Source organism: Methylosinus sp. is20ea (assembly GCF_059718135.1).
The window spans coordinates 2,299,110-2,322,583 of sequence record NZ_AP046088.1 but is presented as its reverse complement, the minus strand read 5'-3'; the positions used below and the strand labels follow the sequence as shown (position 1 = coordinate 2,322,583).

Sequence of the window (23,474 nt, the reverse complement as noted above, 5' to 3'; positions counted from 1 at the left end):
CATCGCGAGAGCCGAGCGACGATGCGATCCATAGCCACGAGGCGGTTGCCGGATCACTTCGCACCGCTCGCGATGACGGCCGCTTTCTGATTGCGTGAGCCACAACCCTCGCCCTCATGCCGAGGAGGCGGCACAGCCGCCGTCTTAAAAGCACGAGGGGCGAGTTCCAGAAGGCGACGCGTGACGCTTCTCTCGCCCTTCGAGACGCGGCCTCCGGCCGCTCCTCAGGATGAGGGAAGCTTCGGATGGCTCGATGGATTACGAGGCGCTCCAGCGCAGCACGGGCTTGCGCGCGGCGGCGGCTTCGTCGAGGCGGCGGCGTGGGGCGTGGCGCGGCGCTCGCGTGAAACGGCCCGTCTCGCCGCGCTTCGCGCTGGCGACGAGATCACGCAAAGTCACGACGAAGAGATCGAGCGAGCGCTTCGATTCCGATTCGGTCGGCTCGATCAGCATGGCGCCGTGAACGACGAGCGGGAAATAGATCGTCATCGGATGATAGCCCTCGTCGATTATCGCCTTGGCGAAATCGAGCGTCGTGACGCCGGTTCCCTCGAGAAAAGAATCGTCGAACAGCACCTCATGCATGCAGGCGCGATCGCCGAAAGGCTGACTCATCACATCGCGCAGCGCGGCGCGCAGATAATTGGCCGACAGAACGGCGTCGCGCGAAGCCTGGGCGAGCCCGTCCGCGCCATGCGACAGAATATAGGCGAGCGCGCGCACGAAGGTTCCGAATTGTCCGTGGAACGCCGTGAGCCGGCCGAGGCTCTGCGTTCCACGCGCGTGCTCGACGAGCCGAATCGTCTCGCCCTCGCGCAGGAGAAACGGAACCGGCGCGAAAGGCGCGAGCCGTTCCGAAAGAACAACGGGTCCCGAGCCCGGGCCGCCGCCGCCATGCGGCGTCGAGAAGGTCTTGTGCAGATTGAGATGCATGGCGTCGACGCCCATGTCGCCCGGACGCGCGACCCCGGCGATGGCGTTGAAATTCGCGCCGTCGCAATAGAAGTAACCGCCCGCCTCATGCACGCGCCGCGCTATGGCGACGACATTGCGCTCGAACAGGCCGCACGTATTCGGATTGGTGAGCATGATCGCTGCGACATCCGGGCCGAGCGCGGCGGCGGCCGCCTCTTCGCACACCACGCCATCGGCGCCCGCCTCGATCACGCGCGGGCGAAAGCCGAGCAGAGCGGCGCTCGCCGGATTGGTGCCATGCGCCGATTGCGGAATGAGAATCGTCTTGCGCGTCTCGGCCTCGCCGCGCGCTTCGAGCGCCGCCTTGATCGCCATGAGGCCGCAGAGCTCGCCATGCGCGCCCGCTTTCGGCGAGAGAGCGATCGCGCTCATTCCGGTGAGCGCGAGCAGCCAGCGCGACAGCTCCTCCATCAGCGCGAGCGCGCCCCGCGCCGTCGATTGCGGCTGCAGCGGATGAATATCGGCGAAGCCCTCGAGCCGCGCCATTTTTTCGTTGAGACGCGGATTATGCTTCATCGTGCAGGAGCCGAGCGGGTAGAGCCCGGCGTCGATCGAATAATTCTTGCGCGACAGACGCACATAATGGCGCATCGCCTCGGGCTCCGAGAGGCCCGGCAGGCCGATCGGCCGCCGGCGCTCGAGACCGCCGAGCCGCGACGCGAAGGGCGCGGGCTCTTCCATATCGACGCCGGTCGTATCCGTGCGGCCGATCTCGAAGATCGGCGGCTCCTCCTGATCGAGCCCGCGATTTCCCGAGAAGGTCTCGAAAGCGGAATCCTCTCTATGATCGAGCATCAGAGCGCTCCTCTCAATGCGGCGACGAAGGCCTCGTGATCCTCCGCCGTATCGACCTCGGTGCTGGCGACGATGAGAAGATCGTCGAGACCTTCGCCCGGCAGCAGACGCGAGACCGGAACGCCGGCGAGCACGCCCGCTTCCGCCATATGCTCGACGAGCCGCGCCGCCTCGCCCGGAACACGCAAGGTGAATTCGTTGAAGAAGCTCTCATTGAGCGTTTCGACGCCGGGAACGCCCGCGAGCCGCTCGGCGAGATCGACGGCGCTCGCATGATTGACCCGCGCGAGACGCCGCAGCCCCGCTTCGCCGAGCAGGCTCAGATGAATGCTGAAAGCGAGCGCGCAGAGATTGGAGTTGGTGCATATGTTAGACGTCGCCTTGTCGCGACGAATATGCTGCTCGCGCGCCGAGAGTGTCGCCACATAGCCGCGGCGTCCGTCGGCGTCGACGGTCTCGCCGCAGAGGCGTCCCGGCGTCTGGCGCAGATAGGAAAGCCGCGTCGCGAACAGGCCCAGATAGGGCCCGCCGAATGAGAGCGGATTGCCGAGCGACTGGCCCTCGCCGACGACGATATCCGCGCCCATCTCGCCCGGCGGCGTCAGCAGGCCGAGCGAGACGACCTCGGTGAAGACGGCGATCAGCAGAGCGCCGCGGCGGTGGCAGGCCTCGGCGATCGGCGTGAGATCGCGTAGATTGCCGAACACGTCCGGCGTCTGCACGATGACGCAGGAGACGCTGTCGTCGATCGCCGACGCAATGTCTTCCCTCGCGCGCACGTCCGGCGCGAGGGCGACGATCTCGTCGCCGGCGAAATGCGAGATCGTGCGCAGAACCTCCGCATAATGCGGATGCAGGCCGCCGGAGAGCACGGCCTTGCGCCGCTTGGTGATGCGATGCGCCATCAGCGCCGCCTCGGCGCAGGCGGTCGAGCCGTCATACATGGAGGCGTTGGCGATCTCCATGCCGGTCAGCATGGCGACCTGCGTCTGAAACTCGAAGAGATATTGCAGCGTGCCCTGCGATATCTCCGGCTGATAGGGCGTGTAGCTGGTCAAAAACTCCGAGCGCTGGATCAGATGATCGACGCTCGCCGGAATATGGTGCTTATAAGCGCCTGCGCCGATGAAGAAGGGCGCGCGCGAGGCCGAGAGATTGCGCTTCGCCATAGCGGCGAGCAGACGCTCGATCTCCATCTCCGATTTTGCGCGCGGAAGATCGAGCGGCCCGTCGAGACGCAGCTCCGCGGGCACATCGGCGTAGAGCGCGTCGACATCGGCGACGCCGATCGCGGCGCGCATCTGCGCGCGATCCTCTTGCGTCAAGGGCAGATAGCGCATGGCTCACCCCTCGCTCTCGAGAAAGGCGCGATAGGCGTCCTCATCCATCAGCTCGTCGAGCTCGACGGGATTCTCGACGCGCAGAGTCACCAGCCAGCCGTCGCCGAGCGGATCCTTGTTCACCGCATCCGGCGATGATTCGAGCTGCTCATTGACGGATGCGACCTCGCCGGAGACCGGCGCATAGACCTCGCTCGCCGCCTTGACGCTCTCGATCGTCGCCAATTGCTCGCCTTTGGCGACGCGCTTGCCCGGCGCGGGCAGCTCGACATAGACGATGTCGCCGAGCTGCGACTGCGCGAAATCGGTGATGCCGACGATTGCGAAATCGCCGTCGATGCGCACGAAATCATGATCCTTGGTGTAGCGCTCGCCGCTCATGATCTGTCCTTTCCGGTGGGATCGCGGAAATAGCGATGGGGAACGAAAGGCATCGACACGACCTCGACCAGGACGCGATTGTCGCGAAGGCGACCTTCCAGCCTGGCGCCGGGCGCCGCGAAGGCCGCTTCGACATAGGCCATGGCGATGGGTCGCGAGAGCGTCGGCGAATAGCCGCCCGAGGTGATGCGACCGACGACGCGCCCATCCGGCGCCGCGAGCGTCGCGCCTTCGCGCAATGGCGCCCGGCCTTCGGGAAGGAGGCCGACGCGTTTGCGCGCCGGACCCTCGGTCAAAGCGGCGCGAATGCGCGCATAGCCGGGGAAACCGCCCTGCTCGCGGCGGCGCCGAGCAATGGACCAGGCGAGGCCGGCCTCCACCGGATCGGTCGTCGCGTCCAGATCATGCCCATAGAGGCAGAGCCCCGCCTCGAGCCGCAGCGAGTCGCGCGCGCCGAGCCCGGCCGCCGCGACATCGGGATGGACGAGCAGCGCCTCGGCAAAGGCTTCGGCGAGATGATTGGGGACGGAGATTTCGAAACCATCCTCGCCCGTATAGCCGGAGCGCGATGCGAAAACGCCCGCTCCGCCAAACTCCGCGGCGCGCCAGCCCATGAAGGGCGTGTCGGCGATATCGGGGAGGATATCGGCGAGCGCGGCGGCGGCGCGCGGCCCCTGCAGCGCGAGCAGCGCGCGGCCGGCGAGGACGCTGAGATCGAGCGGCAGCTCCTGTCGCAGATAGGCGAAATCCTGAGCCTTGGCAGCCGCATTGACGATGAGGAGCAATCTTTCGTCACGCCCCGGTAGGCGCGTGATCATCAGATCGTCGAGCACGCCGCCATCCTCGGCGAGAAGCTGGCTATAGCGCGTGCGTTCGGAAGGAAGATCTCGGATATCGGCGGGAACGAGGCTCTCGATCAGCCCGGCGGCGCCGCGGCCGCCGAGAATCGCCTGGCCCATATGGGAGACGTCGAAAAGGCTGGCCTTTTCGCGCGTGTGCAAATGCTCCGCAACGACGCCGGCCTTATAGTGAAGCGGCAGCTCATAGCCCGCGAAAGGCGCCATGCGCGCGCCGAGACGACGATGCAAAGCGTCGAGCGGCGTCTTTTCCAGCGGTGTGAGCGTGGTTGGGGCGAAGCTTTCGCTCAATGGGCGCTCCCGACAGTCGGCGTTCCGCATAGGGCGGATTTCTCCGCCCGGCTCGCGCCCCCTCTGTCTGGAGACCTGAGAGATTCCCTGCAGCGCAGGTTACGCCCGTCGGTGGGCGCGGACGAGCCGCGCCACTTTCCAGAGTGTCTCTTACTTCGCGGTCCTTTTGCCTGAGCGTTTCCGGGGCGGTTGCGCCTTCGGCTCCGGCGCGAGCGCCGGTCTCTTCCGCGAAGATCGACGAGACACTGTAAAGATGAGATCGAAACGCGCGCACGTCAAGCCTCGCGGGCCGGGAAACGCTGCGTCGGTCGGTCGCGCCCTTCAGCCGGGCGCGTCACTCTTCACAATCGGTCGACAGGATCACCTCATCCGGCAATCCCGCCATCGGACTCTTCTCGAAATTCACGCCGACGAGGCGCGCGCACGCCCCGTCTCCCTCGAGAACGACCACGGCTTCGCTCGGCATGTCCTTGAGCGCTTCGATCAATTGCACGACCGTCATCGAACATCCTCACGTCTATTTTCCGACGCGTCGCCACGCGGCGCGTCGGCCGCGCTCAGCCGAATTTGAACAGCACGCCATAGCCGCCGCGCGGATAATTCCACACGATATCGCCCTGCGGCTCGCAGAGGACGCGGCAGGTGCCGCATTCGAGACAGCCGTCCGGCGTGATCTCGACTTGGCCGGAGGCGTTCTGCTCATAGCAGCCGGCCGGACAGATCTTGGTCATCGCCACGAGATTCTTCGACGGCGTCGTGTGCGGTTGCACGACGATATGGGGTTTTCCCTGATCGACGAGATAGCGGTTCTGGAACAGCTTCTCCTCGACTCGCGCAGCTTGCGTCGACATCGCAATTCCTCCTCTCAGCGCCAGGCGCGCGCCAGACGCCATGCATCTCCGACTAAACCCGTCAGCGAGCGCTTCTCGCGGAAGGCTCGGACCGACGCTTTTTCCTTCTCGATCTTCGGCGTGCCGTCGACGCGTAGGAAATTTTCCATCGCCTTCGACACGAGTGTCGGATAGGTGAGGAAGAAATTCTGCGCCTGCGTGTGCAACAACGCCGGCATGTCCTTGTATTTCTTCAGATCCTTCATGACGAAGCTATCGTCGAGGAATTTCTTGTAGAGCGCCAGATTCTGCTTCGTCATCGGATCGCGGCGCGACTTCACCTGGAAAATCGCCTCGCCCGCGAGCCTGCCAGACGTCATAGCAAGATTCGAGCCTTCTCTATGGATGGCGTTGTTGAGCTGGGCGGCGTCGCCGACGACCACCCACCCGTCGCCGAAAAGCTCGGGAATCGTGTTGAAACCGCCCTCGGGAATGAGATGAGCGGCATATTCCTTCACTTCCGAGCCTTCGATCAGCGGCGCGATCGACGGATGCTTCTTGAAATTCTCCAGCATGCCGTAGGGCGTCTCCTCATGTTCGGCGAAATCCGACACGAGGCAGCCAAAGCCGACAGAAATGCTCTCTTTGTTCGTGTAGACGAAGCCCATGCCGGTCATCCCCTTGGAGATGGTGCCGGCCGCCTCGATGACGACGCCCTCGTCGCCATGCAGATTGAAACGCGCTTCGAGCGTCTCGCGCGGCAGGAAGTGCATCTCCTTGACCGCCAGAGCGACATGCTCGGCCTTGGGCGTCGGACGCAGGCCGGCGCGCGCGCCGAGCAATCCGTTGACGCCCTCGGCGATCACGACGACATCGGCGAACACAGTGCCGCCGCTGCGGTCGGTGCGCACGCCGATGACCTTGCCATAGGCGTCGCTGACCAGCTCCATCACCGTCGTCTCGCAGATGACGATCGCGCCCTTCGACTGCACCTGCTTGTTGAACCAGCGGTCGAACTGCGAGCGGATGATGGTGTAGCGGTTCGGCTTCTCCTCGTTGAAGTCATCCGAACGATATTGCATGCCCGTATGCGAGCGGTCGGTCATCATCCAGAAGCGCTGCTCGATGAGATGCCGCTCGAGCGGCGCCTCCTCGCGGAAGTCCGGAATGATCTTCTCCAACATGTCGGCATAGAGAATCCCGCCCTGCACATTCTTGGAGCCCGGATACTCCCCGCGCTCCAGCTGGAGAACGTTGAGACCACGCGAGGCCATGGTGTAGGCCGCAGCGTTGCCGGCCATGCCGGCCCCGATGACGATCGCGTCGAATTTTTCTTCGATCATGACAATCTCCTCGGGATCAGCCGGCGAGCCGGTCGGCGTTTTCGGGCGAGAGCCGCTTGCGGAAAGCTTCCGTCAACGCAGGCAGCAGGCGAATGGCGTCGGTGACGATGCCGATATGCGCGAAATCGAAGATCGGCGCATTCTTGTCGGTGTTGATCGCGACGATGCAATCGGCGCCCTCGACGCCGACGCGATGCTGGATCGCGCCGGAAATGCCGGCGGCAATATAGAGCTTGGGCCGGATCGACTTGCCAGTCTGGCCGATCTGGCGGTCCGAGGTGATCCAGCCTTTCTGCACCAGCGGACGCGAGCCGCCGAACTCCGCGCCGAGCGCGGAGGCGAGATTGCGCACGAGCTGATAATTCTCCGCGCTCTGCAGGCCGAGACCGCCGGCGACGACGACGTCGGCGAAAGCGAGATTGCTCTTCGACGACTCACGGTCCGGGATGAACTTCAGCAGCTTGGTGATGATCTTGTCTTCGTCGAGATCGGCCTTGAACTCGACGACGCGGCCTGTGCGCGTCTCGTCGCGCGTCGGCGTCGGCAATTGGCGCGGACGCACCGTCGCCATTTGCGGGCGATAGTTCAATGTATAGATCGTGCAGAGCAGCGAGCCGCCGAAAGTCGGACGCGTCGCCGCCAGCGAGCCGTCGGCGTCCACCGCGAGCTCGGTGCAGTCGGCGGTGAGGCCGGTCAGCAGCGTCGTCGCCACGGAACCTGCGAGATCGCGGCCGAGCGTCGTGGCGCCGAGCAGCAGGATCTCCGGCTTATGCGTGTTGACGAGCTGAGTGACAGCCTTCGAATAGGGCTCGTTGCGATAATCGCCGAGAATCGGATCCTCGACGAGATAGGCGAGATCAGCGCCGTAGACGAAGGATTCCTGGACGGCCTTGCGTGCCGCCTCGCCCGGCGCACTGAGCACGACGGCGGCGAGATCGACCTTCAGCTGATCCGCGAGCTTGCGGCCGGCGCCGAGCAGCTCCCAGGACACCGGATGCACTTCGCCGCGCTCCAGCTCGACGAACACCCAGACGTGCTTGTAGCCGCGGAAATGCTCCGGGAGCTCCTTCTTCGCGCTGGCGCGGCTCTGCTGCGGCGCGGCGGGGGCGGGCTTGTCGGACATTTTCGCTTCTCCTTTAGAACCCACTGGCCAATTTCGTCATGTCTTCCTCGAGCGCCGGATGGCGCTTGAAGATCGCCTCGAGCAGCGCATCGGCGGATTCCCCGGCGTTCTTTTCCGGCTCCACGAAGGCGGCGCGCTCGGTCCGCACCGGCGGAGCGAACACTTTCTTGACGATCGTCGGCGAACCTTTCAATCCGCATTTCGTAAGATCTTCGATCTCGGCGTCCTTGGCGCTCCAAGTGACGATCTCGGCGCGGGCGGCGCGCAGAGAGTCGGAGATCGAGCCGCGGCGCACCTCATTGGTGCCCTCGAGCATGGCGATGAGACAAGGCATTTTGGTCTTCAGAACCTGCGTGCCGCCCTCGGCGCGCCGCTCGATGACGACCTCGCGCTTCTCCGCATCGGCTTCGACGATTTTGGAGACATAGGTCAACAGCAGAAGGTTGAGACGTTTCGCCACACCCGGGCCGACCTGCGCGGTGTCGCCGTCGATCGTCTGCTTGCCGGTGAAGACGAGATCGAGATCGCCCCAGGTCTTCTCGATCTTGCGGATCGCCTGAGCGAGCGCGTAAGTCGTCGCCAGAGTGTCGGCGCCGGCGAAGAAACGGTCGGTGAGCAGAACCGCGCGATCGGCGCCGATCGCCAGCGCTCTGCGCAGCGAATCCGCCGCCATGGGCGGGCCCATGGTCAACACCGTCACCTCTCCGCCGAATTTGTCGCGCAGCTTGAGCGCCTCTTCGAGCGAGAAGAGATCATAAGGATTGATGATCGTCGGCACGCCCTGGCGCATGATCGTGTTGGTGACAGGATGCACGCGAATCTGGGCGCTGTCGGGAACTTGCTTGATGCAGACCAGTATCTTCATGAGAATCTCCCTCTCGCCATCCCGACTGATGTTTCGATCGTCATCCGTTCGACGTGGTGACCGTGCTAAGAGGCACGAAGGGCTTCTTCGGCTCCTCCTTCGGCTTTACAGCGTCCTTATGCACTTTGAAAAGCCGTTCTTCGATCGGAGAGGATTTCGTGAAATCCTGATAGGCCTTCGCCAAGAAATCACGGCAGGCTTCGCGCACCTCGTCGTCGGACGCGCCCTCGGGCGCCGCCTTGTGAAGATACTCGCCCATGCGTCGCAGAATATGCAGACGCGAGTGTCGCACGATGTTGGGGTCGTATTCGACGCCGAGAAGGTCGAAGAATTCCTCGGCCGCCGACAATTTGCGCAGATCGTCCAAAATGCTCATGGCTTGTTGTCTCCGAATTGCCGGTGGGAGCCCTCGCTGACCCGCGCCTGAAGATGCACGAGCCGCGCTTCGAGAAAATCGATGCGGTCGATGAGCACGGAAATCGCGTCTCCGACCGGATCGGGAATGAGATGGTGCTCGAGGTCGATGCGTCCATCGGGGCCCGAACGTCGACGCTGCTCGCGCACGATGCGACCGGGAATGCCGACCACGGTCATCTCCGGCGGAACATCCTCTATGACCACGGAATTGGCGCCGATGCGCGCGCGCGGTCCGACGCTGATCGGACCCAGTATCTTCGCGCCGGCGCCGATCAGCACGCCGTCTCCGACAGTCGGGTGACGCCGGCCGACAGACCAGGACGTGCCGCCGAGCGTGACGCCGTGATACATTGTGACGTCATCGCCGATCGTCGCCGTTTCCCCGATCACCACGCCGGCGCCGTGATCGATGAAGAAGCGTCCGCCGATCGTCGCGCCTGGATGAATGTCGATATTGGTGACGAGACGCGCGAACCATGACAGCGCGCGCGCGGCGAATTTATGGCCCCCGCGCCAAAGACGATTTGCGATGCGATGCCAAATCAGCGCGTGCACGCCCGGATAGAGCAGCACCACTTCCCAAGTGCTGCGCGCCGCCGGATCGCGTTGCGCGACACAGCCTATGTCCTCGCGGATCAGCGCGAAAAGACCTTTGCTCGAAGCGACGCGGGGCGTGGCGACGATGGAAATGGGGCTCATGACACGCCTCCCACATCATGCTGCGCCGCGATTGCCGCTTCCGCTTGCGCGCGGTCCACGAGGCGAATGAACTCGCCACGATTGACCGGTCTTTTCTGGTCCAGAGCACGCCGCTTGACGTGATCGAGAAGCCGGGCCGCCGTATCGCGGTCGAGAGCGACGCCGATCTCGGCGCATTTCTTCTGGATCGCGCTCAGGCCCGAATGCTTGGCGATGACGATGCGATGCCGTCGCCCGAGCCGAGCAGGATCGAGACCCTGATAGGTGCGCACATCCTTCATCAGCGCGGCGACATGAATGCCCGATTCATGCGTGAATATATCCGAGCCGACCACCGCCTTGGCGCGTCCGATCTTCCGTCGCGCGGCCGCGGCGACCAGACGGGCCACGCCTTGCAGCCGCTTGAGATCGATATTCGTGCGGCCATGCGCGACATGGCCGAGCGCGACCGCGACCTCCTCGAGAGCGGCGTTGCCAGCCCGCTCACCGAGACCGAGCATGGTGACGGATGCATGCGTCGCCCCGCCGCGCACCGCGGCGAGCGTATTGGCGGTGGCGAGACCGACATCGTCATGGCCATGGAACTCGATCGGCAGATCGGTCTCCTCGCGCACCCGACGGATCGATTCATAGGTCGCGAAAGGATCGAGCGTCCCGAGCGTATCGGCGAAGCGAAAACGCGTCGCCCCCGCGGCCGCGGCGGCGCGCACGATCCGACCGATGTCGCGTGGATCGGCGCGAGAGGAATCCTCGCCGCCGAGAGCGACGCTCAGCCCCTTCGAACGCGCATAGGCGACCACTCGCTCGACGCGCGCCGCAGCGCCTTCGACATCTGTCGAGAGCTTCACGCCGATCTGCAATCTCGACATAGGGGACGAGACATTCACATGCGAGACATTGGCGGACAACGCCGCGTCGACGTCGCGTTCGCTCAGTCGGCACCAGGCCATGACGCGGCATGGCAAGCCGTCCGCCGCTATCGCGGCGATCGCCTCGATCTCGTCCCGGCCCATCGCCGGCGTACCAGCCTCGATCTCGTCGACGCCGACAGCGGCCAGCGCTCGCGCGATCGCGAGCTTTTCCGCGGCGGTGAACGCCACGCCCGGCGCCTGCTCGCCATCGCGAAGCGTCGTGTCATTGATGAAGATATAGGGTTGATCGGAGTTCACGGCGGTCGCGCCTATCACGCAAAAACGGGCTTGGAGTCGTTCGTCTTCTTCTCGGCGTCGGCCCAGAAGGGCGACATTTCACGGAGCTTCTCGACGATTCCGGGCAGCGCCTCGATGACGCGATCCACATCCTCCGCGACATTGTCGCGAGAGAAGGAGAAACGCACCGCGCCATGCAGCGCCGCCTCCGGAATCTCCATGGCTTTCAGCACATGGCTCGGCTCCATCGACCCCGACGTGCAGGCAGAACCCGAGGACGCCGCGACGCCGCTGCGATTGAGATGCAACAGGATCGCTTCGCTCTCGACATATTCGAACGCGAGATTGGCGGTGTTCGGCAGACGATCGTGACGATCGCCGTTCACGATGCAATTGGGCACACGCTGGAGGACCGCTTTCTCGAGCCGATCCCGCAGCTCGCGCACGCGGCCCTGCTCTTCCGCCATGTGCGCCAGCGCGAGCTCCGCCGCCTTGCCGAGCCCGATGATCGCCGGAACATTCTCGGTTCCGCCGCGACGGGCCCGTTCTTGATGGCCGCCGCGGATCAGCGGCTTGAAGCGCGAGCCCTTTTTCACATAGAGCGCGCCGATCCCTTTCGGCCCATGCAGCTTGTGCCCTGACAGCGACAGCATGTCGATCGCGCTGTCCTTCAGAGAAATCGGCGTCTTGCCGACGGCTTGCACCGCATCGGTATGGAACAGCGCGCCATGCTCCTTGGCCAGCTCGGCGAGGCCCTCGACGGGAAAGATCGTTCCCGTCTCATTGTTCGCCCACATCAGCGACACGACGGCCACTTTGTCCGACAATGCGACGCGATAGGCGTCGATGTCGAGCTGGCCCGCCTTGTCGACGCCGATGAAATGCACCTTGGCGCGGCCGGTCTTCTCGAGGTGCTCGCAAAGCGACAGAATCGCAGGATGCTCGACCTTGGAGGTGACGATTTCGTTGCGATCCGGCAAAGCCTCGAGCGCCGAGAGGATCGCAGCGTTGTCGCTCTCGGTGCCGCCCGAAGTGTAGATGATCTCGTGATCATGCGTCGCGCCCAGCAGCTGCTGAAGCTGCTGCCGCGCCGCCTTCACCGCGGTCCCGACCTCCGCCCCGAAGGAATGAGCCGAAGACGCGTTGCCGAAATGCTCCGTGAAGAAGGGGAGCATTGCTTCAACGACCGCCGGATCGACTCTGGTCGTCGCATTGTTGTCGAGATAAATCGCCTTCATGACGAACTCCTCAATGAGCGTTCCGACCGACCGGTATCACGCGCATGGGCACGCCCAATTTCGCGATGAGCCGCTCTTGTATTCCCGAAACGGTGACGCTCGCCATCTGACAGCCGACGCAGGCCCCGGTCAGGCTGACGAGCACATTCGAGCCGTCCACGTCGATCAATTCGCAATCGCCGCCGTCCTTGCGCAGATAGACGCGAAGGTCCTCGATCGTCTCCTCGATCAAACGAATCTTCTTCAAATTCGTCATCCCCGCGGGGGAAGGCGAGGACGACGCCGGCGTCAGCGGCGACGCTTCGGCGGCGGGACGCACGGGAGCCGCCGGACGAGGCGCGGCGGCGCTGGCGGGACGCATCGCAGCGCTGAAGAGATTGACCGAACCCGCCGAACGGGGCGCCGCGGGCGCTTGCGGAGCCGCCGCCGAGACCGCCTCGTCGGGGCGCACGCTCACCGAAGCTTGGTCGGCGAGCGCGGCCGCCGCTGCGATCTCGGAGGTGACGCGCAGAATTATATCCTCGACCTGCTCGTAACAAGTCGTGCAGCCTGAGCCCGCCTTTGTGAAGACGGCGACCTGCTCGACCGTCGACAAACCATTGTCTCTTATCGCGCGCTCGATCGCCACAGCGTCGACCCCGTGGCATTTGCAGACGAGCGCGCCTTCTTCGTGCTCGGACCGCCAGACCTCGCCGCGAAAATTCGCGATCGCCGCCTGAAGCGCCTCATGTCCCATTACCGCGCAATGCATCTTCTCGGGCGGCAGGCCCCCGAGATAATCGGCGATGTCGCGATTGGTGATCGCGCGCGCCTGCTCCAGCGTCTTGCCGATGACGAGCTCGGTGAGAGCCGAGGAGGACGCGATCGCCGAGCCGCAGCCGAAGGTCTGAAATTTGGCCTCGAGAACGATCTCGGTGACCGGATCGATGTGCAGCATCAGCTTGAGCGCGTCCCCACACGACAAGGCCCCGACCTCGCCGACCGCATTGGCGCCGAGGAGAGCGCCCGCGTTCTTCGGATTGAAGAAATGCTCCTTGACCGTGTCGGAATATTCCCACATCGCCGCTCTCCCGAAGACGATCAACCGAACGACTTGCCGCAGGAACAGCTCGACTTCGCCTGGGGATTGTCGAAAGTGAAGCCCGCACCCTCGAGCCCGCTCACGAAATCGACTCGCGTGCCGTCGAGATAAGCGAGGGAGCCCTCTTCGACGAAGACCTTGACGCCGTCGCGCTCGAACACATGATCGGCAGGATTGCTCTCATTGACGAGACCCATCGTATATTGGAAGCCCGCGCAGCCGCCGGCCTCGACCATGATGCGCAGCCCCTCAACCTCCTGCCCGGCGCCCGCAATTGCCGAACGCACTGCGTTCACGGCATTGTCTGTGAGTTCGATCATTTGCTTAACCTCTTCCCGGAAAATCATCCGAGTTGGAGGAAGCAACCGCTATGCCAGACCGGTTTGCCATCTCGATTCAGTCGATTCGCAGGGGTTCCGCCTGTCCGCATTCCCACAATGTCGGAGTTCGGACAGGGATAGCGATTCTGCATCGAATCACGCAGAAAACGGCCAGAAAAGCCTGGCCGCGCCGCCGTCGAAATTGGATGAAATCTCGAGACAGATCAGGAATCCGAGGGCTTACCGTGGGAAAGCCGCGCCAGGGCGCTCTCGCCGCTCTCGTCGCCGAAGCAATCGTGGAAATCGCTGCACTCACGGCAGGTCGGCGCGGCGCAAAGGACAAAGCCTTCCATCTCACAAAGAGACCGATAGAAGAACTTCTTCCATTTCATATGGTTGCTGTTGCGCTCGGCGAGGCTCGGAAAGCGCTCTCGCATCAAACGACCGAGCTCGTCGCGCTTGGTCAAGCCGAGGTCCTGCCACAAATGTCGTGGCGACATTGCGCGCTTGGTCAATATCGAGGCCAACCAGCCGGCCTCTTCCGAGGCGTCGACCCGGAACCGCTCCAATAATTGCCGAATCTGGTCTTCCTCATCGTCCAGAGAGACCGATTCCGGTTCCGCGGAAAGGTCGATCAGCGCATGGGCTTCGGGCGCCCAGCGATCGATCAGACGTGCGAGATCCGCGCGTCCGAGCGCTAACGATTGACCGAGCGTCCCCGAACGTCCCCCAGCTTCGCTCAGGCCGAGCGCCAACACGCAGCAGAATACATGCGCCGTGAAAGGGTCGTCGCGTCCGGAATCGCTCGGACGCGACCGCAAGCGCACATAAATGTCCGTCGGGTCGAGGCTCGGCGGAAGGAGCCCGCTCTCCGATCGGCGATCTTCGGAGAGAAAGGCCATTGGCTCAGCCAGCCAGCTGATCGACAGGGACGTGCGTCTGGCAGTCCTTCGGACAGACCTTCGAACACGCCGAGCACCCGATACAATCCTGCTCGCGCTCGACCTTCATGATCTTGCGGTTGAGCTCGCCGTCGAAATCGTCGTCATCGTCATCCGTGACGATGCCGAGGATCGCGCCTTCGGCGTCCACGCCATAAAGCGCCATGACGTCCTGCGGGCAGACTTTGAAACAGCGACCGCATCCGATGCATGTCGCTGGATTGATGTTGGTCAAATAGGACGGCGTCCAATCGGCGCCGCCTCTCGTCTTGAACGCCCCCATCACGCCGTCTCCAATTCCTTGAGTTTCTGGCGCGCGGCTTCGAGAGCCGCATACGCCTCATAGGCTTCCTGCGCGACGGTGAGAATTGTGCCCCAATTGATCGGCAATTCTTCCGACAGATCGTGCAGATTCATCTTCATATTCGTCGCCTTGGCCGAGAGTTTCTTGATCTCGGCCTTCAGCTCGTCGACGGAGCTCATCTTCATCTCTCCTTCGATATCAATAACGAGCCACTTCCGGAAACTTCTGGACCATTTCGACGCCGGCGTCGACGAGCTTCGTGCCTTCGTCCGCGAGCTTCTCCAACGTGTCGAAGCCGAAACGATGCACATCGCGCAACTGCTTGTTGACGACGATCAGCCGGCCCGCGATGAGCACCTGCCGGCCGAAGCCCTCATGGCTCATTTTGATCATCGGCTGAACCATCACGCCCGTCGCGCGCTCGATCGACAGGGCGACGGCGTTATAGAAAAGCTCGACGCGCCAGAGGATCTCGGGGTCCGGATCGCCGATGAGGGGGAGCTGCTTGCGTGCTTCCTTGTCGACGATGTAGGGCTTGATGAGATCGAGGTCTTTCTTGTTCTCCCAGGTGCCGTGCGTATCCTGCGCGCGCCACTGCTTGACGAGCTCCTTGATGAAGAAGCTGTTCGCCGCGTCATTTGCGGTAATCGTCTCGGTCTCAACCATTTGCAGCCTCTTCCTCGAAATCGAAGGTTCTTTCCTGACCCCTCGCCATGACCTTGCGCAGCCATGGCGGCGGCGCGCCCTGCAGAACCACCTTGAGCTTTTCCAGCAGGTCTATGATATTCTCCGGCTGCGACACCTTCATCGGATGTATGCCCGAGGCGACGACGCGCGCGGCGCCTGAGCCGCCGATCGCCGCGATGTAGAGAATTGCGCAGTCCTTGATCGCCTCGAGCTTGGGCTGCAACTTGTCCTCGTTGCCGTCCTCCTGGAGATCGCCCTGGAACTGGATCGCCTCGATGAAGCTGTGTCCTTCCGCGGTGAGCTCATATATCGCGATATTCTTAGCCCAACCGAAATGGGCGTCGACCCGTTCGAGGTCCTGGGTGGCGAATGCGACTTTCATGCTGCCTCCTCGTGGTCAAGCCATCGCGGTCAGTTGGACGAGCTCCGGAGTTGGCTCGCCCCCGAAATGCGTGACATTCTCGTCCTCACGGCGCCAAGTGTCGGGGCCTGGCTCATGCGCCTGTGAGATGAACATATTGCCTATGTTGAAGATGAGCGTCCGCGTGCCGCGGTAGCCCACGGTGAGCTCATGCCCGGCGCCGAGCCGATCGAATGTCGGGAGCCCCAGTCGAAACAACGGGACACCGAGACGCTCCGACGCTTGCCTCCCATGCGAATGGGTCATCATCAGATCCGCGCCTTTGGAACGATGCTCCAAATCCTCGAGATCGCCGATGAGCACTTCGTCGATCGCGAGCTTTTCGAGCACTGGGGATTGCGTCGTCGTGATCGCGGCTTGAAGCTCGGCCCCCATTTCGGTGAGCCATGAGCCGATCGCAAACAAAAGGTCGGGCTCAGCGCCGATCGTCACCTTGCGTCCGCCGAAATGGAAATGGCCATCGAGCATGGCGTCGACCAGCTGCCCCCTCTGCCGCTTGAACTTCTGAGGAACAGGCCGCCCGCTGATGCGCGACAAGAAGCCGATCAATTCGTCATTGGGCGCCAGCCCCGTCAGGCGGTCGAAGAGCACGAAAGGAACGCCGGTGCGCCGCTCCAATGTCGTCGCCGCGAGGCGCATCTGCTCGCCCACCGCAATCGTCCAAGCGGCCGAGCCCATCGCCGCCATTGCCTCTCGCGTCGTTCCGCCGAGCGTGGTCGGCGTGAAATCTTCGGGCAAATGACCGTCGAGCGATCCGGACAGATCCGGAAGGAATGTCGGCTCGAGCCCGAAGCTTTCGATGATGTCGCGCAATTCATCTATGTCGCCCGGCGTCAGATGGCAGCCGGGAAGGACATTGACGCGCTGCGGCGCTCTTTGAGCCGACTTTTCATTCACCGGAACAAACGCCTCGATCAGCTTGGCGACAGTCTTCCCCCAGCCGTCCTGAAACGCGTCTTTGAAATCCGGCGTCGAGACATAGACGATGCCCATGTGATCGAGCTCGGGGTGGCGCTGCCGAACGATCTTGATATAGCCGTCGACATCGTCGCCCTTGGTCTCCGTCACGCCGGTCGAGCATATGCCGATGACATCCGGCTTCGCGCGCTTCGCTATGTTGACGATCGCTTCCTCGACATTCTCCAAACCGCCCAGAACAGTCGCGACTTCGCTCATCGCGGTCGTCTGGAGCGGAATGGCTTCACGAAAATGGCGAACGAACAGCACGAGCCCAAAAGATGTGCAACCTTGCGATCCATGCAGCAATGGCATGCATCCATGCACACCCATGAAAGCGAGCGCCCCGCCAATCGGCTGGCTCATCTTCAACGGATTGACCGCGCAGGCCTTTTTGGAAGTTTCGACTCTAGCCATCGGAGCGCCTCACGCCGCTTTTGATGCAGGAACCGCGCCACTGGCGTTGGCCGCTTCGATCATCTGCTCGAGCGTGTCGCGGCATCCACCGCAGCCCGTGCTCGCATGGGTCGCCTCGGCGAGCGCCTCGACCGTCGTCAGCGAACCCGCCGAGATCGCATCTTCGAGGGCTCCGACGTTCACATTATGGCACTTGCAGACGCGCTTCTCGCGGCGCACTTGCTCTGCTTTCACGGGATCGGCCGCCAGCTCCGCCGCCTCCGCGGCGATCGCCTCGTTCGCCCGATCTTCCCAGGTCTTTTCCTGCCACGGCGGCGGTCGCCGAACCTGCTCCCACACCGGGTTGAAGAACGCCTTGTCGATCTCGTGAACGAGCTCGACCATGCCCTCATAGCCGGCATAGGCGTGGTGCCGCTCTTGATTGATATCGAGCCACGGCATCTTGGCCTTGAGCGCGATGAACTGAGAGCGTCCGCCCGACAGCATGATATCCGCCTGCGCATCTTTGAGCATTTTATACATTTCGCGCGGCGTCATATCGTCGATCATATGGGCGTCTTGACCCATCAGCTCCTTGATGCGCTCCTTGTCCTCCTTGGTGGACTTTTTGACGCTGGTGCCGACGAGCTCCATACCCGCTTCTTGCAGGGCCGCGACGACGGACCAGGATTTCACGCCGCCGGTTATCAGCAGCACCTTCTTGCCGAGCAGCCGCTTCTTATAGGGCGCGATGCGCTCCCATGCGCGCGCCTCTTCGCGCGCGATCACGGCGTCGGTGCGATCCTTCAGCTCGGCGGGCGCTCCCTTTTCGACCAGCAGGCGCGCGATCTCACGGAGCGAATCGCTCATATCGCCGATGCCGTAGAAAGAACCTTCGAAGAAGGGAATATCGTAGCGCTCCTCCATCTTACGCGCGACATTGATCATCGCTTTGGAGCAGACCATCATCGCCGCCTTGGCGCGATGGGAGGATGCGACCTCCTGATATTTTCCGTCACCGGAAATGCAGGAGAGAATACGAATGCCGAGCTCGTCGAGAATCGGCTTCACCTGCCACAACTCACCCGCGAGATTATATTCACCGATGATGTTGATGTCGTAAGGCGTGGTGTATTCCGGCTCCTGCGTGCCGATCACGTGATCGAGGATCGCCTCGCCGGCGAGCTTGTTGCCGAGATTTTTCGGTCCGACGAAGCCGGGCGAATTCACCGGGATGACCGGCTTGTTGAATTTCTTCGCCGCCGCTTTGCAGACCGCGTCGATGTCGTCGCCGATCATAGCCGGAACGCAGGTCTGATAGACGAAGACCGCGGGCGGATCGTATTTGTCGATAATTTCTTTGATCGACTTATAGAGGCGCTTCTCACCCCCGAAGACGACGTCCGTTTCGCCGATGTCCGTGGTGAAACCGGTTCGATAGAGGCTGGAGCCGGATGTCTTGGCTCCGCGATTGTCCCATGAATTGCCTTCGCAGGCTATGGGCCCATGGACGAGATGGGCTACGTCGGTGATCGGCTGAAGAGCGATCTTGGCGCCGTCGAAGGCGCATCCACCGGCTGCGGCGCCGGGCGCCAATTGCTTCGTGCAGCCTTTTTTTCGCTCTTTCTCGGATTTGCCCGCGTTCTTATCGCAACCGGGCTCGTTGAAAACGTCTTGAACTTTTGCGGCCAGCGTGCTCATCCGCGCCTCCTGCAAAGGCCATCGCCTCCCACTCTGCGCACGAATTGCGCCAGCGCGGCGACCGACCTGACGGATCAGGCTCTTGTTGTTCCGCCGGACCGAGACGCTGCTCGACCCGGCGGAAGTTCGTGAACGTCAGCGAATGATGTCGAAGCTATAGTCCGACTTCGCGACGACGTTGGTGTTGCGATCGATCTCGTCGAAGACCTTGTCGAGCAGCCACACCAGGACGTTCAGGCCGCCCTGATAACCCCACACCGGATAACGGTGATAATGGTGGCGATCGAAGACCGGGAAGCCGATGCGGATCAGCGGCGTGCCAGTGTCGCGCTCGAGATACTTGCCGTAGGTGTTGCCGATCAGGAAGTCGACCGGCTCCGTGAACAGCAGCGACCGCATATGCCAGAGATCCTTGCCGGCATACGCCGTGCAGTTCTTGCCGAAAGGCGAGCTGGCGAACAATTGCTTCATCTTCTCTTCCCAGAGCTTGCCGCCATTGGAGGCAAGCACGGTGATCGGCTCGGCGCCGAGCTCCATCAGGAAGGAAGCGAGGCCGTAGCAGAGATCCGGATCGCCGTAGATCGCGAAGCGCTTGCCGTGCAGATGCGCGGAAGAGTCGGCGATCGCGTCGACGAGACGACCGCGCTCGCGGGTCAGCTCCTTCGAGATCGGCTTGCCGGTGACTTCCGAGACCTTCATCAGGAACTCATCCGTCGCGCGGACGCCCACCGGGTGATGGAACGAGTAGGTCTCCTGGCCGCTGGCGGCGATGAGCGGCAGCGTCTTCTCGGTCGAGAAGTGCTGCATCGAGAAGGTCGCCTTGGCATGGATCGCATTGGCGGCGTCTTCGAGCTTCGTGCCGCCGTCATACATGCGGAACTCGCCGTCCGTCGGCGTATCCCAAACATCGCTCGGATCGCCGAGGATCGTATATTCGACGCCCATCGACTCGAAGATGCGCTTCACTTCGCGGATATTGCCGACGACATAGCCGTCGAAACCGCCGATGAAGTTGATCGAATTGTTGGGAACGCGCTCGAGCTTGGGAGCCGTGCCGGCCTTGCCGTTCCAGAAATGCTCGACGATGCCCTTCATGACATTGTCGTAGCCGGTGACATGGCTGCCGACGAAGGCCGGGGTATGCGCGAACGGAACGTCGTAATCGGCGGGAACCGAGCCCTTTTCCTTGGACGTCTTGATGAAGGCGTTCAAGTCGTCGCCGATGACTTCCGCCATGCACGTGGTCGAGACGGAGATCATCTTCGGCTTATACATATTATAGGTGTTGGCGAGGCCGTCGATCATGTTGTTGAGGCCGCCGAACACCGCCGCGTCTTCCGTCATCGAGGAGGAGACGCAAGACGTCGGCTCCTTGAAATGACGCGAGAAGTGCGAGCGGTAATAGGCCACGCAGCCCTGCGAGCCATGCACGAACGGGATCGTGCTCTCGAATCCGAGCGAGGCGAACACCGCGCCGAGCGGTTGGCAGGCCTTGGCCGGATTGACGGTGAGAGCTTCGCGAGCGAAGTTCTTCTCCTGATATTCCTTGGTCTTGGCCCACTCGCGGACGCGCTCGACTTCGGCGTCGGGGTGATGATTCTCGAACTCTTTCTTCTTCTTCTCGAACATCTCAAGATATTCCGGCTGGCGGAATAGGTTGAAATGGTCGAGGACGTTGTCTGCATTCTGTGGCATGTCGATTCCCCTCGTTGTCCGCGAGCTCCCGCTCTCTCGGACCGAGGCGGCGACCCGGCCTCGGTCTCTCCAACGCGAACGGGGGAAGCCCCCGTTCGCGAAGAGAGCGTTTGCAACTCAGTCGATCAAGCCGCCCAAGGCGCCTTGGCGAATTTCCAGACGGGCGAATTGATCGCCATGTCCATGTCGCGAGCGAAGATCGCGAAGCCGTCATAGCCGTGATACGGGCCCGAGTAGTCCCAGCTGTGCATCTGACGGAAGGGCACGCCCATCTTCTGGAAGACGTACTTTTCCTTGATGCCCGAACCAACGAGGTCCGGCTGGATCTTCTCGACGAACTTCTCGAACTCGTAGCCGGTCACGTCGTCATAGATCAGCGTGCCGTCTTTCACATAGTGAGTCGTGCGCTGATAATCGTCGTTGTGGCCGAACTCATAGCCGGTGCCGACGATCTCCATGCCGAGATCCTCATAGGCGCCGATCACGTGACGGGGACGGAGACCGCCCACGAACAGCATGACCTTCTTGCCTTCGAGACGCGGACGGTACTTCGCGATCACCGCGTCCATCAGCGGACGATATTTGGCGATGACGCGCTCGGCGCCTTCCTTGATCTTGTCGTCGAAGTGGCTGGCGATCTTACGCAGCGACTCCTCGATCTTGGACGGTCCGAAGAAGTTGTACTCGACCCACGGAACCCCGTACTTCTCTTCCATGTGACGGGAGATGTAGTTCATCGAGCGATAGCAGTGCAGGACGTTCAGCTTCGCGCGCGGGGTTGCTTCCAGCTCCGCGATCGTGCCGTCGCCCGACCACTGCGCAACGACGCGCAGGCCCATTTCTTCGAGCAGAATGCGCGAAGACCAGGCGTCGCCACCGATGTTGTAGTCGCCGATGATCGCAACGTCGTAAGGAGTCGACTCGAACAGGGCCGGCTTGCCTTCCATCTTGTCGAACACCCAGTCGCGGATCGCGTCATTGGCCAGATGATGGCCGAGAGACTGCGACACGCCGCGGAAACCTTCGCAGCGCACCGGAACGATCGTGTGGCCGTTGTATTCCTTGGTCTTGGCCTTGGAAACAGCCTCGATGTCGTCGCCGATGAGGCCGATCGGGCACTCGGACTGGACGGAGATGCCCTTGTTCAGGGGGAACAGCTCCTGGATCTCGTCGATCAGCTTGGCGAGCTTCTTATCGCCGCCGAACACGATATCCTTCTCCTGGAAGTCCGAAGTGAACTGCATCGTGCCGAAGGTGTCGATGCCGGTCACGCCGATATAGTAGTTACGACGCGACGCCCAGGAATACTGACCGCAGCCCACCGGGCCATGGCTGATGTGGATCATATCCTTGATCGGGCCCCACACGACGCCCTTCGAACCGGCGTAAGCGCAGCCACGGATCGTCATCACGCCGGGGATCGACTTGATGTTGGACTTAACGCCGCAATCCGGCTTGCCATCCTCGAAGGTGCCGAGGTGCTTCGCACGACGCTTGGCGGTTTTTTCAGGATAAACTTCGAGAACCTCTTTGATCAGCGCTTTATTGCGCGCCTTGAGGTCTTCGATCGATTCGGGTTGAGCCAGGCTCATGACGCCATCCCTTTCCAATTGGCCTTGTCTGAAAGATCGGCCCGGCCCCGAATGAGGCCGGGCCTTCGACTTTCAGGCGAATTACGCGATCGCAGCCAGTTCGGCCGCGGACTTGCCGACCTGCGACTCGTCGACCGCCTTCATGACGCCGTGCTCCATGAGGAGGTCTTCGAGTTCGTCCATCGTGATCGGGGTCGGGATGATGCCATTGCCCTTATTGGCATGGACCTTCACCGAGAGGTTACGGTAGTGCTGAGCCTGCGCAGAGTCGGGCGCATATTCGAGGACCGTCATGCGGCGCAGCTCGGCGTGCTGAACGATATTGTCGCGCGGCACGAAGTAGATGAGCTGGGTGCCGAGCTTCTTGGCCAGGGACTCGGCCAGCTCGTATTCCTTGTCGGTCTGGCGCTCGTTGCAGACCAGCCCGCCCAGGCGCACGCCGCCGGAGTTCGCATACTTCAGAATGCCCTTGGAGATGTTGTTGCCGGCATACATGGCCATCATCTCGCCAGACATGACGATGTAGATTTCCTGCGCCTTGTTCTCACGGATCGGCATCGCGAAGCCGCCGCAAACCACGTCGCCGAGCACGTCGTAGGAGACGTAGTCGACGCCGTCATAAGCGCCCTGCTCCTCGAGGAAGTTGATCGAGGTGATGACGCCGCGGCCCGCGCAGCCAACTCCCGGCTCCGGACCACCGGACTCGACGCAACGAATGTCCATGAAGCCGACCTTCATGACGTCCTCGAGCTCGAGATCCTCGACCGAACCGGCCTCGGCCGCGAGCGACAGGATGGTGTCCTGGGCCTTGGCGTGCAGGATCAGGCGGGTCGAGTCGGCCTTCGGATCGCAGCCGACGATCAGGATTTTGTGGCCCGATTGAGCGAGAGCCGCGAGGGTGTTCTGGGAGGTGGTGGACTTGCCAATACCGCCCTTGCCGTAGAACGCGATCTGTCGAAGTTCTGACATTTCTGTCTCCTTAAGATACCGTTTCATTGCGATCGGTGCGCACGGCGCGCAGGCCGAAGTCGATTCGTCCGACCGAGCCCGACGCCGGTTGCGGGATCGCCCCCTTGG

At 62.7% G+C, this 23,474-nt stretch carries 25 protein-coding genes and 1 riboswitch; all 25 genes read right to left on the bottom strand.

Annotated elements, in window-relative coordinates; genetic code table 11:
- Nucleotides 1-258: 258 nt before the first annotated feature.
- On the bottom strand, nucleotides 259-1,770 hold the full coding sequence (gcvPB, locus tag AC6IY7_RS10675) for an aminomethyl-transferring glycine dehydrogenase subunit GcvPB (protein WP_497778966.1): 1,512 nt from the start codon (nucleotides 1,768-1,770) through the stop codon (nucleotides 259-261).
- Nucleotides 1,770-3,110, bottom strand: coding sequence for an aminomethyl-transferring glycine dehydrogenase subunit GcvPA (gcvPA, locus tag AC6IY7_RS10670; protein ID WP_497778965.1), 1,341 nt, complete (start codon nucleotides 3,108-3,110; stop codon nucleotides 1,770-1,772). Before gcvPA ends, gcvPB begins: the two co-directional genes overlap by 1 nt.
- Nucleotides 3,111-3,113: 3 nt before the next feature.
- Nucleotides 3,114-3,491 (bottom strand): glycine cleavage system protein GcvH, encoded by a 378-nt coding sequence (gene gcvH / locus AC6IY7_RS10665; RefSeq protein WP_497778963.1) that lies wholly within the window; start codon nucleotides 3,489-3,491, stop codon nucleotides 3,114-3,116.
- Complete coding sequence (gene gcvT / locus AC6IY7_RS10660) at nucleotides 3,488-4,639, bottom strand: glycine cleavage system aminomethyltransferase GcvT (RefSeq protein ID WP_497778961.1); 1,152 nt, start codon at nucleotides 4,637-4,639, stop codon at nucleotides 3,488-3,490. The genes gcvH and gcvT overlap by 4 nt, the downstream gene beginning before the upstream one ends.
- A gap of 148 nt (nucleotides 4,640-4,787) precedes the next feature.
- Nucleotides 4,788-4,877: riboswitch (glycine riboswitch) on the bottom strand.
- Nucleotides 4,878-4,973: 96 nt separating this feature from the next.
- Nucleotides 4,974-5,141 carry a hypothetical protein gene (locus AC6IY7_RS10655; protein WP_196408592.1) on the bottom strand — a complete coding sequence of 56 codons (168 nt, stop codon included), beginning with the start codon at nucleotides 5,139-5,141 and terminating at the stop codon, nucleotides 4,974-4,976.
- Nucleotides 5,142-5,196: 55 nt separating this feature from the next.
- Nucleotides 5,197-5,490 (bottom strand): ferredoxin family protein, encoded by a 294-nt coding sequence (locus AC6IY7_RS10650; RefSeq protein ID WP_024881116.1) that lies wholly within the window; start codon nucleotides 5,488-5,490, stop codon nucleotides 5,197-5,199.
- Between the two features lie 14 nt (nucleotides 5,491-5,504).
- The gene (locus AC6IY7_RS10645; RefSeq protein WP_497778960.1) at nucleotides 5,505-6,812 is read right to left on the bottom strand and encodes an FAD-dependent oxidoreductase; all 1,308 of its coding nucleotides are present in this window, start codon (nucleotides 6,810-6,812) and stop codon (nucleotides 5,505-5,507) included.
- Nucleotides 6,813-6,828: 16 nt separating this feature from the next.
- The gene (locus AC6IY7_RS10640; protein WP_497778959.1) at nucleotides 6,829-7,935 is read right to left on the bottom strand and encodes an electron transfer flavoprotein subunit alpha/FixB family protein; all 1,107 of its coding nucleotides are present in this window, start codon (nucleotides 7,933-7,935) and stop codon (nucleotides 6,829-6,831) included.
- Nucleotides 7,936-7,948: 13 nt separating this feature from the next.
- Entirely contained in the window at nucleotides 7,949-8,800 is an 852-nt protein-coding gene (locus AC6IY7_RS10635; protein ID WP_497778957.1) for an electron transfer flavoprotein subunit beta/FixA family protein, read from the bottom strand.
- Between the two features lie 40 nt (nucleotides 8,801-8,840).
- The gene (nifW, locus tag AC6IY7_RS10630; protein ID WP_196408588.1) at nucleotides 8,841-9,176 is read right to left on the bottom strand and encodes a nitrogenase stabilizing/protective protein NifW; all 336 of its coding nucleotides are present in this window, start codon (nucleotides 9,174-9,176) and stop codon (nucleotides 8,841-8,843) included.
- Nucleotides 9,173-9,916: a serine O-acetyltransferase gene (gene cysE / locus AC6IY7_RS10625; protein WP_497778956.1), complete on the bottom strand. Its 744-nt coding sequence runs from the start codon at nucleotides 9,914-9,916 to the stop codon at nucleotides 9,173-9,175. The genes nifW and cysE overlap by 4 nt, the downstream gene beginning before the upstream one ends.
- Nucleotides 9,913-11,085, bottom strand: a complete 1,173-nt coding sequence (gene nifV, locus AC6IY7_RS10620; RefSeq protein WP_497778954.1) for a homocitrate synthase — start codon at nucleotides 11,083-11,085, stop codon at nucleotides 9,913-9,915. The genes cysE and nifV overlap by 4 nt, the downstream gene beginning before the upstream one ends.
- Before the next feature lie 14 nt (nucleotides 11,086-11,099).
- On the bottom strand, nucleotides 11,100-12,302 hold the full coding sequence (gene nifS, locus AC6IY7_RS10615; protein WP_497778953.1) for a cysteine desulfurase NifS: 1,203 nt from the start codon (nucleotides 12,300-12,302) through the stop codon (nucleotides 11,100-11,102).
- 10 nt (nucleotides 12,303-12,312) lie between these two features.
- Entirely contained in the window at nucleotides 12,313-13,362 is a 1,050-nt protein-coding gene (nifU, locus tag AC6IY7_RS10610; protein WP_497778952.1) for a Fe-S cluster assembly protein NifU, read from the bottom strand.
- A 20-nt stretch (nucleotides 13,363-13,382) separates the two neighbouring features.
- Nucleotides 13,383-13,703 (bottom strand): HesB/IscA family protein, encoded by a 321-nt coding sequence (locus tag AC6IY7_RS10605; protein ID WP_497778950.1) that lies wholly within the window; start codon nucleotides 13,701-13,703, stop codon nucleotides 13,383-13,385.
- A 224-nt stretch (nucleotides 13,704-13,927) separates the two neighbouring features.
- Nucleotides 13,928-14,605: a nitrogen fixation protein NifQ gene (locus AC6IY7_RS10600; RefSeq protein WP_497778948.1), complete on the bottom strand. Its 678-nt coding sequence runs from the start codon at nucleotides 14,603-14,605 to the stop codon at nucleotides 13,928-13,930.
- 4 nt (nucleotides 14,606-14,609) lie between these two features.
- Complete coding sequence (gene fdxB, locus AC6IY7_RS10595; protein WP_497778946.1) at nucleotides 14,610-14,927, bottom strand: ferredoxin III, nif-specific; 318 nt, start codon at nucleotides 14,925-14,927, stop codon at nucleotides 14,610-14,612.
- Nucleotides 14,927-15,127 (bottom strand): CCE_0567 family metalloprotein, encoded by a 201-nt coding sequence (locus tag AC6IY7_RS10590; protein WP_196408581.1) that lies wholly within the window; start codon nucleotides 15,125-15,127, stop codon nucleotides 14,927-14,929. Before AC6IY7_RS10590 ends, fdxB begins: the two co-directional genes overlap by 1 nt.
- A gap of 19 nt (nucleotides 15,128-15,146) precedes the next feature.
- Nucleotides 15,147-15,614 carry a NifX-associated nitrogen fixation protein gene (locus AC6IY7_RS10585; protein ID WP_497778943.1) on the bottom strand — a complete coding sequence of 156 codons (468 nt, stop codon included), beginning with the start codon at nucleotides 15,612-15,614 and terminating at the stop codon, nucleotides 15,147-15,149.
- Entirely contained in the window at nucleotides 15,607-16,017 is a 411-nt protein-coding gene (nifX, locus tag AC6IY7_RS10580; protein ID WP_497778942.1) for a nitrogen fixation protein NifX, read from the bottom strand. The genes AC6IY7_RS10585 and nifX overlap by 8 nt, the downstream gene beginning before the upstream one ends.
- 15 nt (nucleotides 16,018-16,032) lie before the next feature.
- Nucleotides 16,033-17,430, bottom strand: coding sequence for a nitrogenase iron-molybdenum cofactor biosynthesis protein NifN (gene nifN, locus AC6IY7_RS10575; protein ID WP_497778940.1), 1,398 nt, complete (start codon nucleotides 17,428-17,430; stop codon nucleotides 16,033-16,035).
- Nucleotides 17,431-17,439: 9 nt separating this feature from the next.
- Nucleotides 17,440-19,110 carry a nitrogenase iron-molybdenum cofactor biosynthesis protein NifE gene (gene nifE, locus AC6IY7_RS10570; protein ID WP_497778938.1) on the bottom strand — a complete coding sequence of 557 codons (1,671 nt, stop codon included), beginning with the start codon at nucleotides 19,108-19,110 and terminating at the stop codon, nucleotides 17,440-17,442.
- Nucleotides 19,111-19,245: 135 nt separating this feature from the next.
- Nucleotides 19,246-20,805 carry a nitrogenase molybdenum-iron protein subunit beta gene (gene nifK, locus AC6IY7_RS10565; protein ID WP_497778937.1) on the bottom strand — a complete coding sequence of 520 codons (1,560 nt, stop codon included), beginning with the start codon at nucleotides 20,803-20,805 and terminating at the stop codon, nucleotides 19,246-19,248.
- Nucleotides 20,806-20,930: 125 nt separating this feature from the next.
- A complete protein-coding gene (gene nifD, locus AC6IY7_RS10560) occupies nucleotides 20,931-22,397 on the bottom strand; it encodes a nitrogenase molybdenum-iron protein alpha chain (protein WP_024881132.1) in 1,467 nt (488 codons plus the stop codon).
- Between the two features lie 81 nt (nucleotides 22,398-22,478).
- Nucleotides 22,479-23,366: a nitrogenase iron protein gene (nifH, locus tag AC6IY7_RS10555; RefSeq protein WP_497778933.1), complete on the bottom strand. Its 888-nt coding sequence runs from the start codon at nucleotides 23,364-23,366 to the stop codon at nucleotides 22,479-22,481.
- Between the last annotated feature and the right edge of the window lie 108 nt (nucleotides 23,367-23,474).

Coding starts and splice junctions, on each gene's coding strand:
- AC6IY7_RS10605 (WP_497778950.1), bottom strand. CDS start 13,703: ATGATCGAACTCACAGACAATGCCGTGAACGCAGTGCGTTCGGCAATT.
- nifW (WP_196408588.1), bottom strand. CDS start 9,176: ATGAGCATTTTGGACGATCTGCGCAAATTGTCGGCGGCCGAGGAATTC.
- nifU (WP_497778952.1), bottom strand. CDS start 13,362: ATGTGGGAATATTCCGACACGGTCAAGGAGCATTTCTTCAATCCGAAG.
- nifK (WP_497778937.1), bottom strand. CDS start 20,805: ATGCCACAGAATGCAGACAACGTCCTCGACCATTTCAACCTATTCCGC.
- gcvPA (WP_497778965.1), bottom strand. CDS start 3,110: ATGCGCTATCTGCCCTTGACGCAAGAGGATCGCGCGCAGATGCGCGCC.
- nifE (WP_497778938.1), bottom strand. CDS start 19,110: ATGAGCACGCTGGCCGCAAAAGTTCAAGACGTTTTCAACGAGCCCGGT.
- AC6IY7_RS10650 (WP_024881116.1), bottom strand. CDS start 5,490: ATGTCGACGCAAGCTGCGCGAGTCGAGGAGAAGCTGTTCCAGAACCGC.
- nifH (WP_497778933.1), bottom strand. CDS start 23,366: ATGTCAGAACTTCGACAGATCGCGTTCTACGGCAAGGGCGGTATTGGC.
- gcvPB (WP_497778966.1), bottom strand. CDS start 1,770: ATGCTCGATCATAGAGAGGATTCCGCTTTCGAGACCTTCTCGGGAAAT.
- gcvH (WP_497778963.1), bottom strand. CDS start 3,491: ATGAGCGGCGAGCGCTACACCAAGGATCATGATTTCGTGCGCATCGAC.
- fdxB (WP_497778946.1), bottom strand. CDS start 14,927: ATGGGGGCGTTCAAGACGAGAGGCGGCGCCGATTGGACGCCGTCCTAT.
- AC6IY7_RS10640 (WP_497778959.1), bottom strand. CDS start 7,935: ATGTCCGACAAGCCCGCCCCCGCCGCGCCGCAGCAGAGCCGCGCCAGC.
- AC6IY7_RS10645 (WP_497778960.1), bottom strand. CDS start 6,812: ATGATCGAAGAAAAATTCGACGCGATCGTCATCGGGGCCGGCATGGCC.
- nifX (WP_497778942.1), bottom strand. CDS start 16,017: ATGAAAGTCGCATTCGCCACCCAGGACCTCGAACGGGTCGACGCCCAT.
- AC6IY7_RS10635 (WP_497778957.1), bottom strand. CDS start 8,800: ATGAAGATACTGGTCTGCATCAAGCAAGTTCCCGACAGCGCCCAGATT.
- nifD (WP_024881132.1), bottom strand. CDS start 22,397: ATGAGCCTGGCTCAACCCGAATCGATCGAAGACCTCAAGGCGCGCAAT.
- AC6IY7_RS10585 (WP_497778943.1), bottom strand. CDS start 15,614: ATGGTTGAGACCGAGACGATTACCGCAAATGACGCGGCGAACAGCTTC.
- AC6IY7_RS10600 (WP_497778948.1), bottom strand. CDS start 14,605: ATGGCCTTTCTCTCCGAAGATCGCCGATCGGAGAGCGGGCTCCTTCCG.
- AC6IY7_RS10590 (WP_196408581.1), bottom strand. CDS start 15,127: ATGAGCTCCGTCGACGAGCTGAAGGCCGAGATCAAGAAACTCTCGGCC.
- nifS (WP_497778953.1), bottom strand. CDS start 12,302: ATGAAGGCGATTTATCTCGACAACAATGCGACGACCAGAGTCGATCCG.
- cysE (WP_497778956.1), bottom strand. CDS start 9,916: ATGAGCCCCATTTCCATCGTCGCCACGCCCCGCGTCGCTTCGAGCAAA.
- nifN (WP_497778940.1), bottom strand. CDS start 17,430: ATGGCTAGAGTCGAAACTTCCAAAAAGGCCTGCGCGGTCAATCCGTTG.
- AC6IY7_RS10655 (WP_196408592.1), bottom strand. CDS start 5,141: ATGACGGTCGTGCAATTGATCGAAGCGCTCAAGGACATGCCGAGCGAA.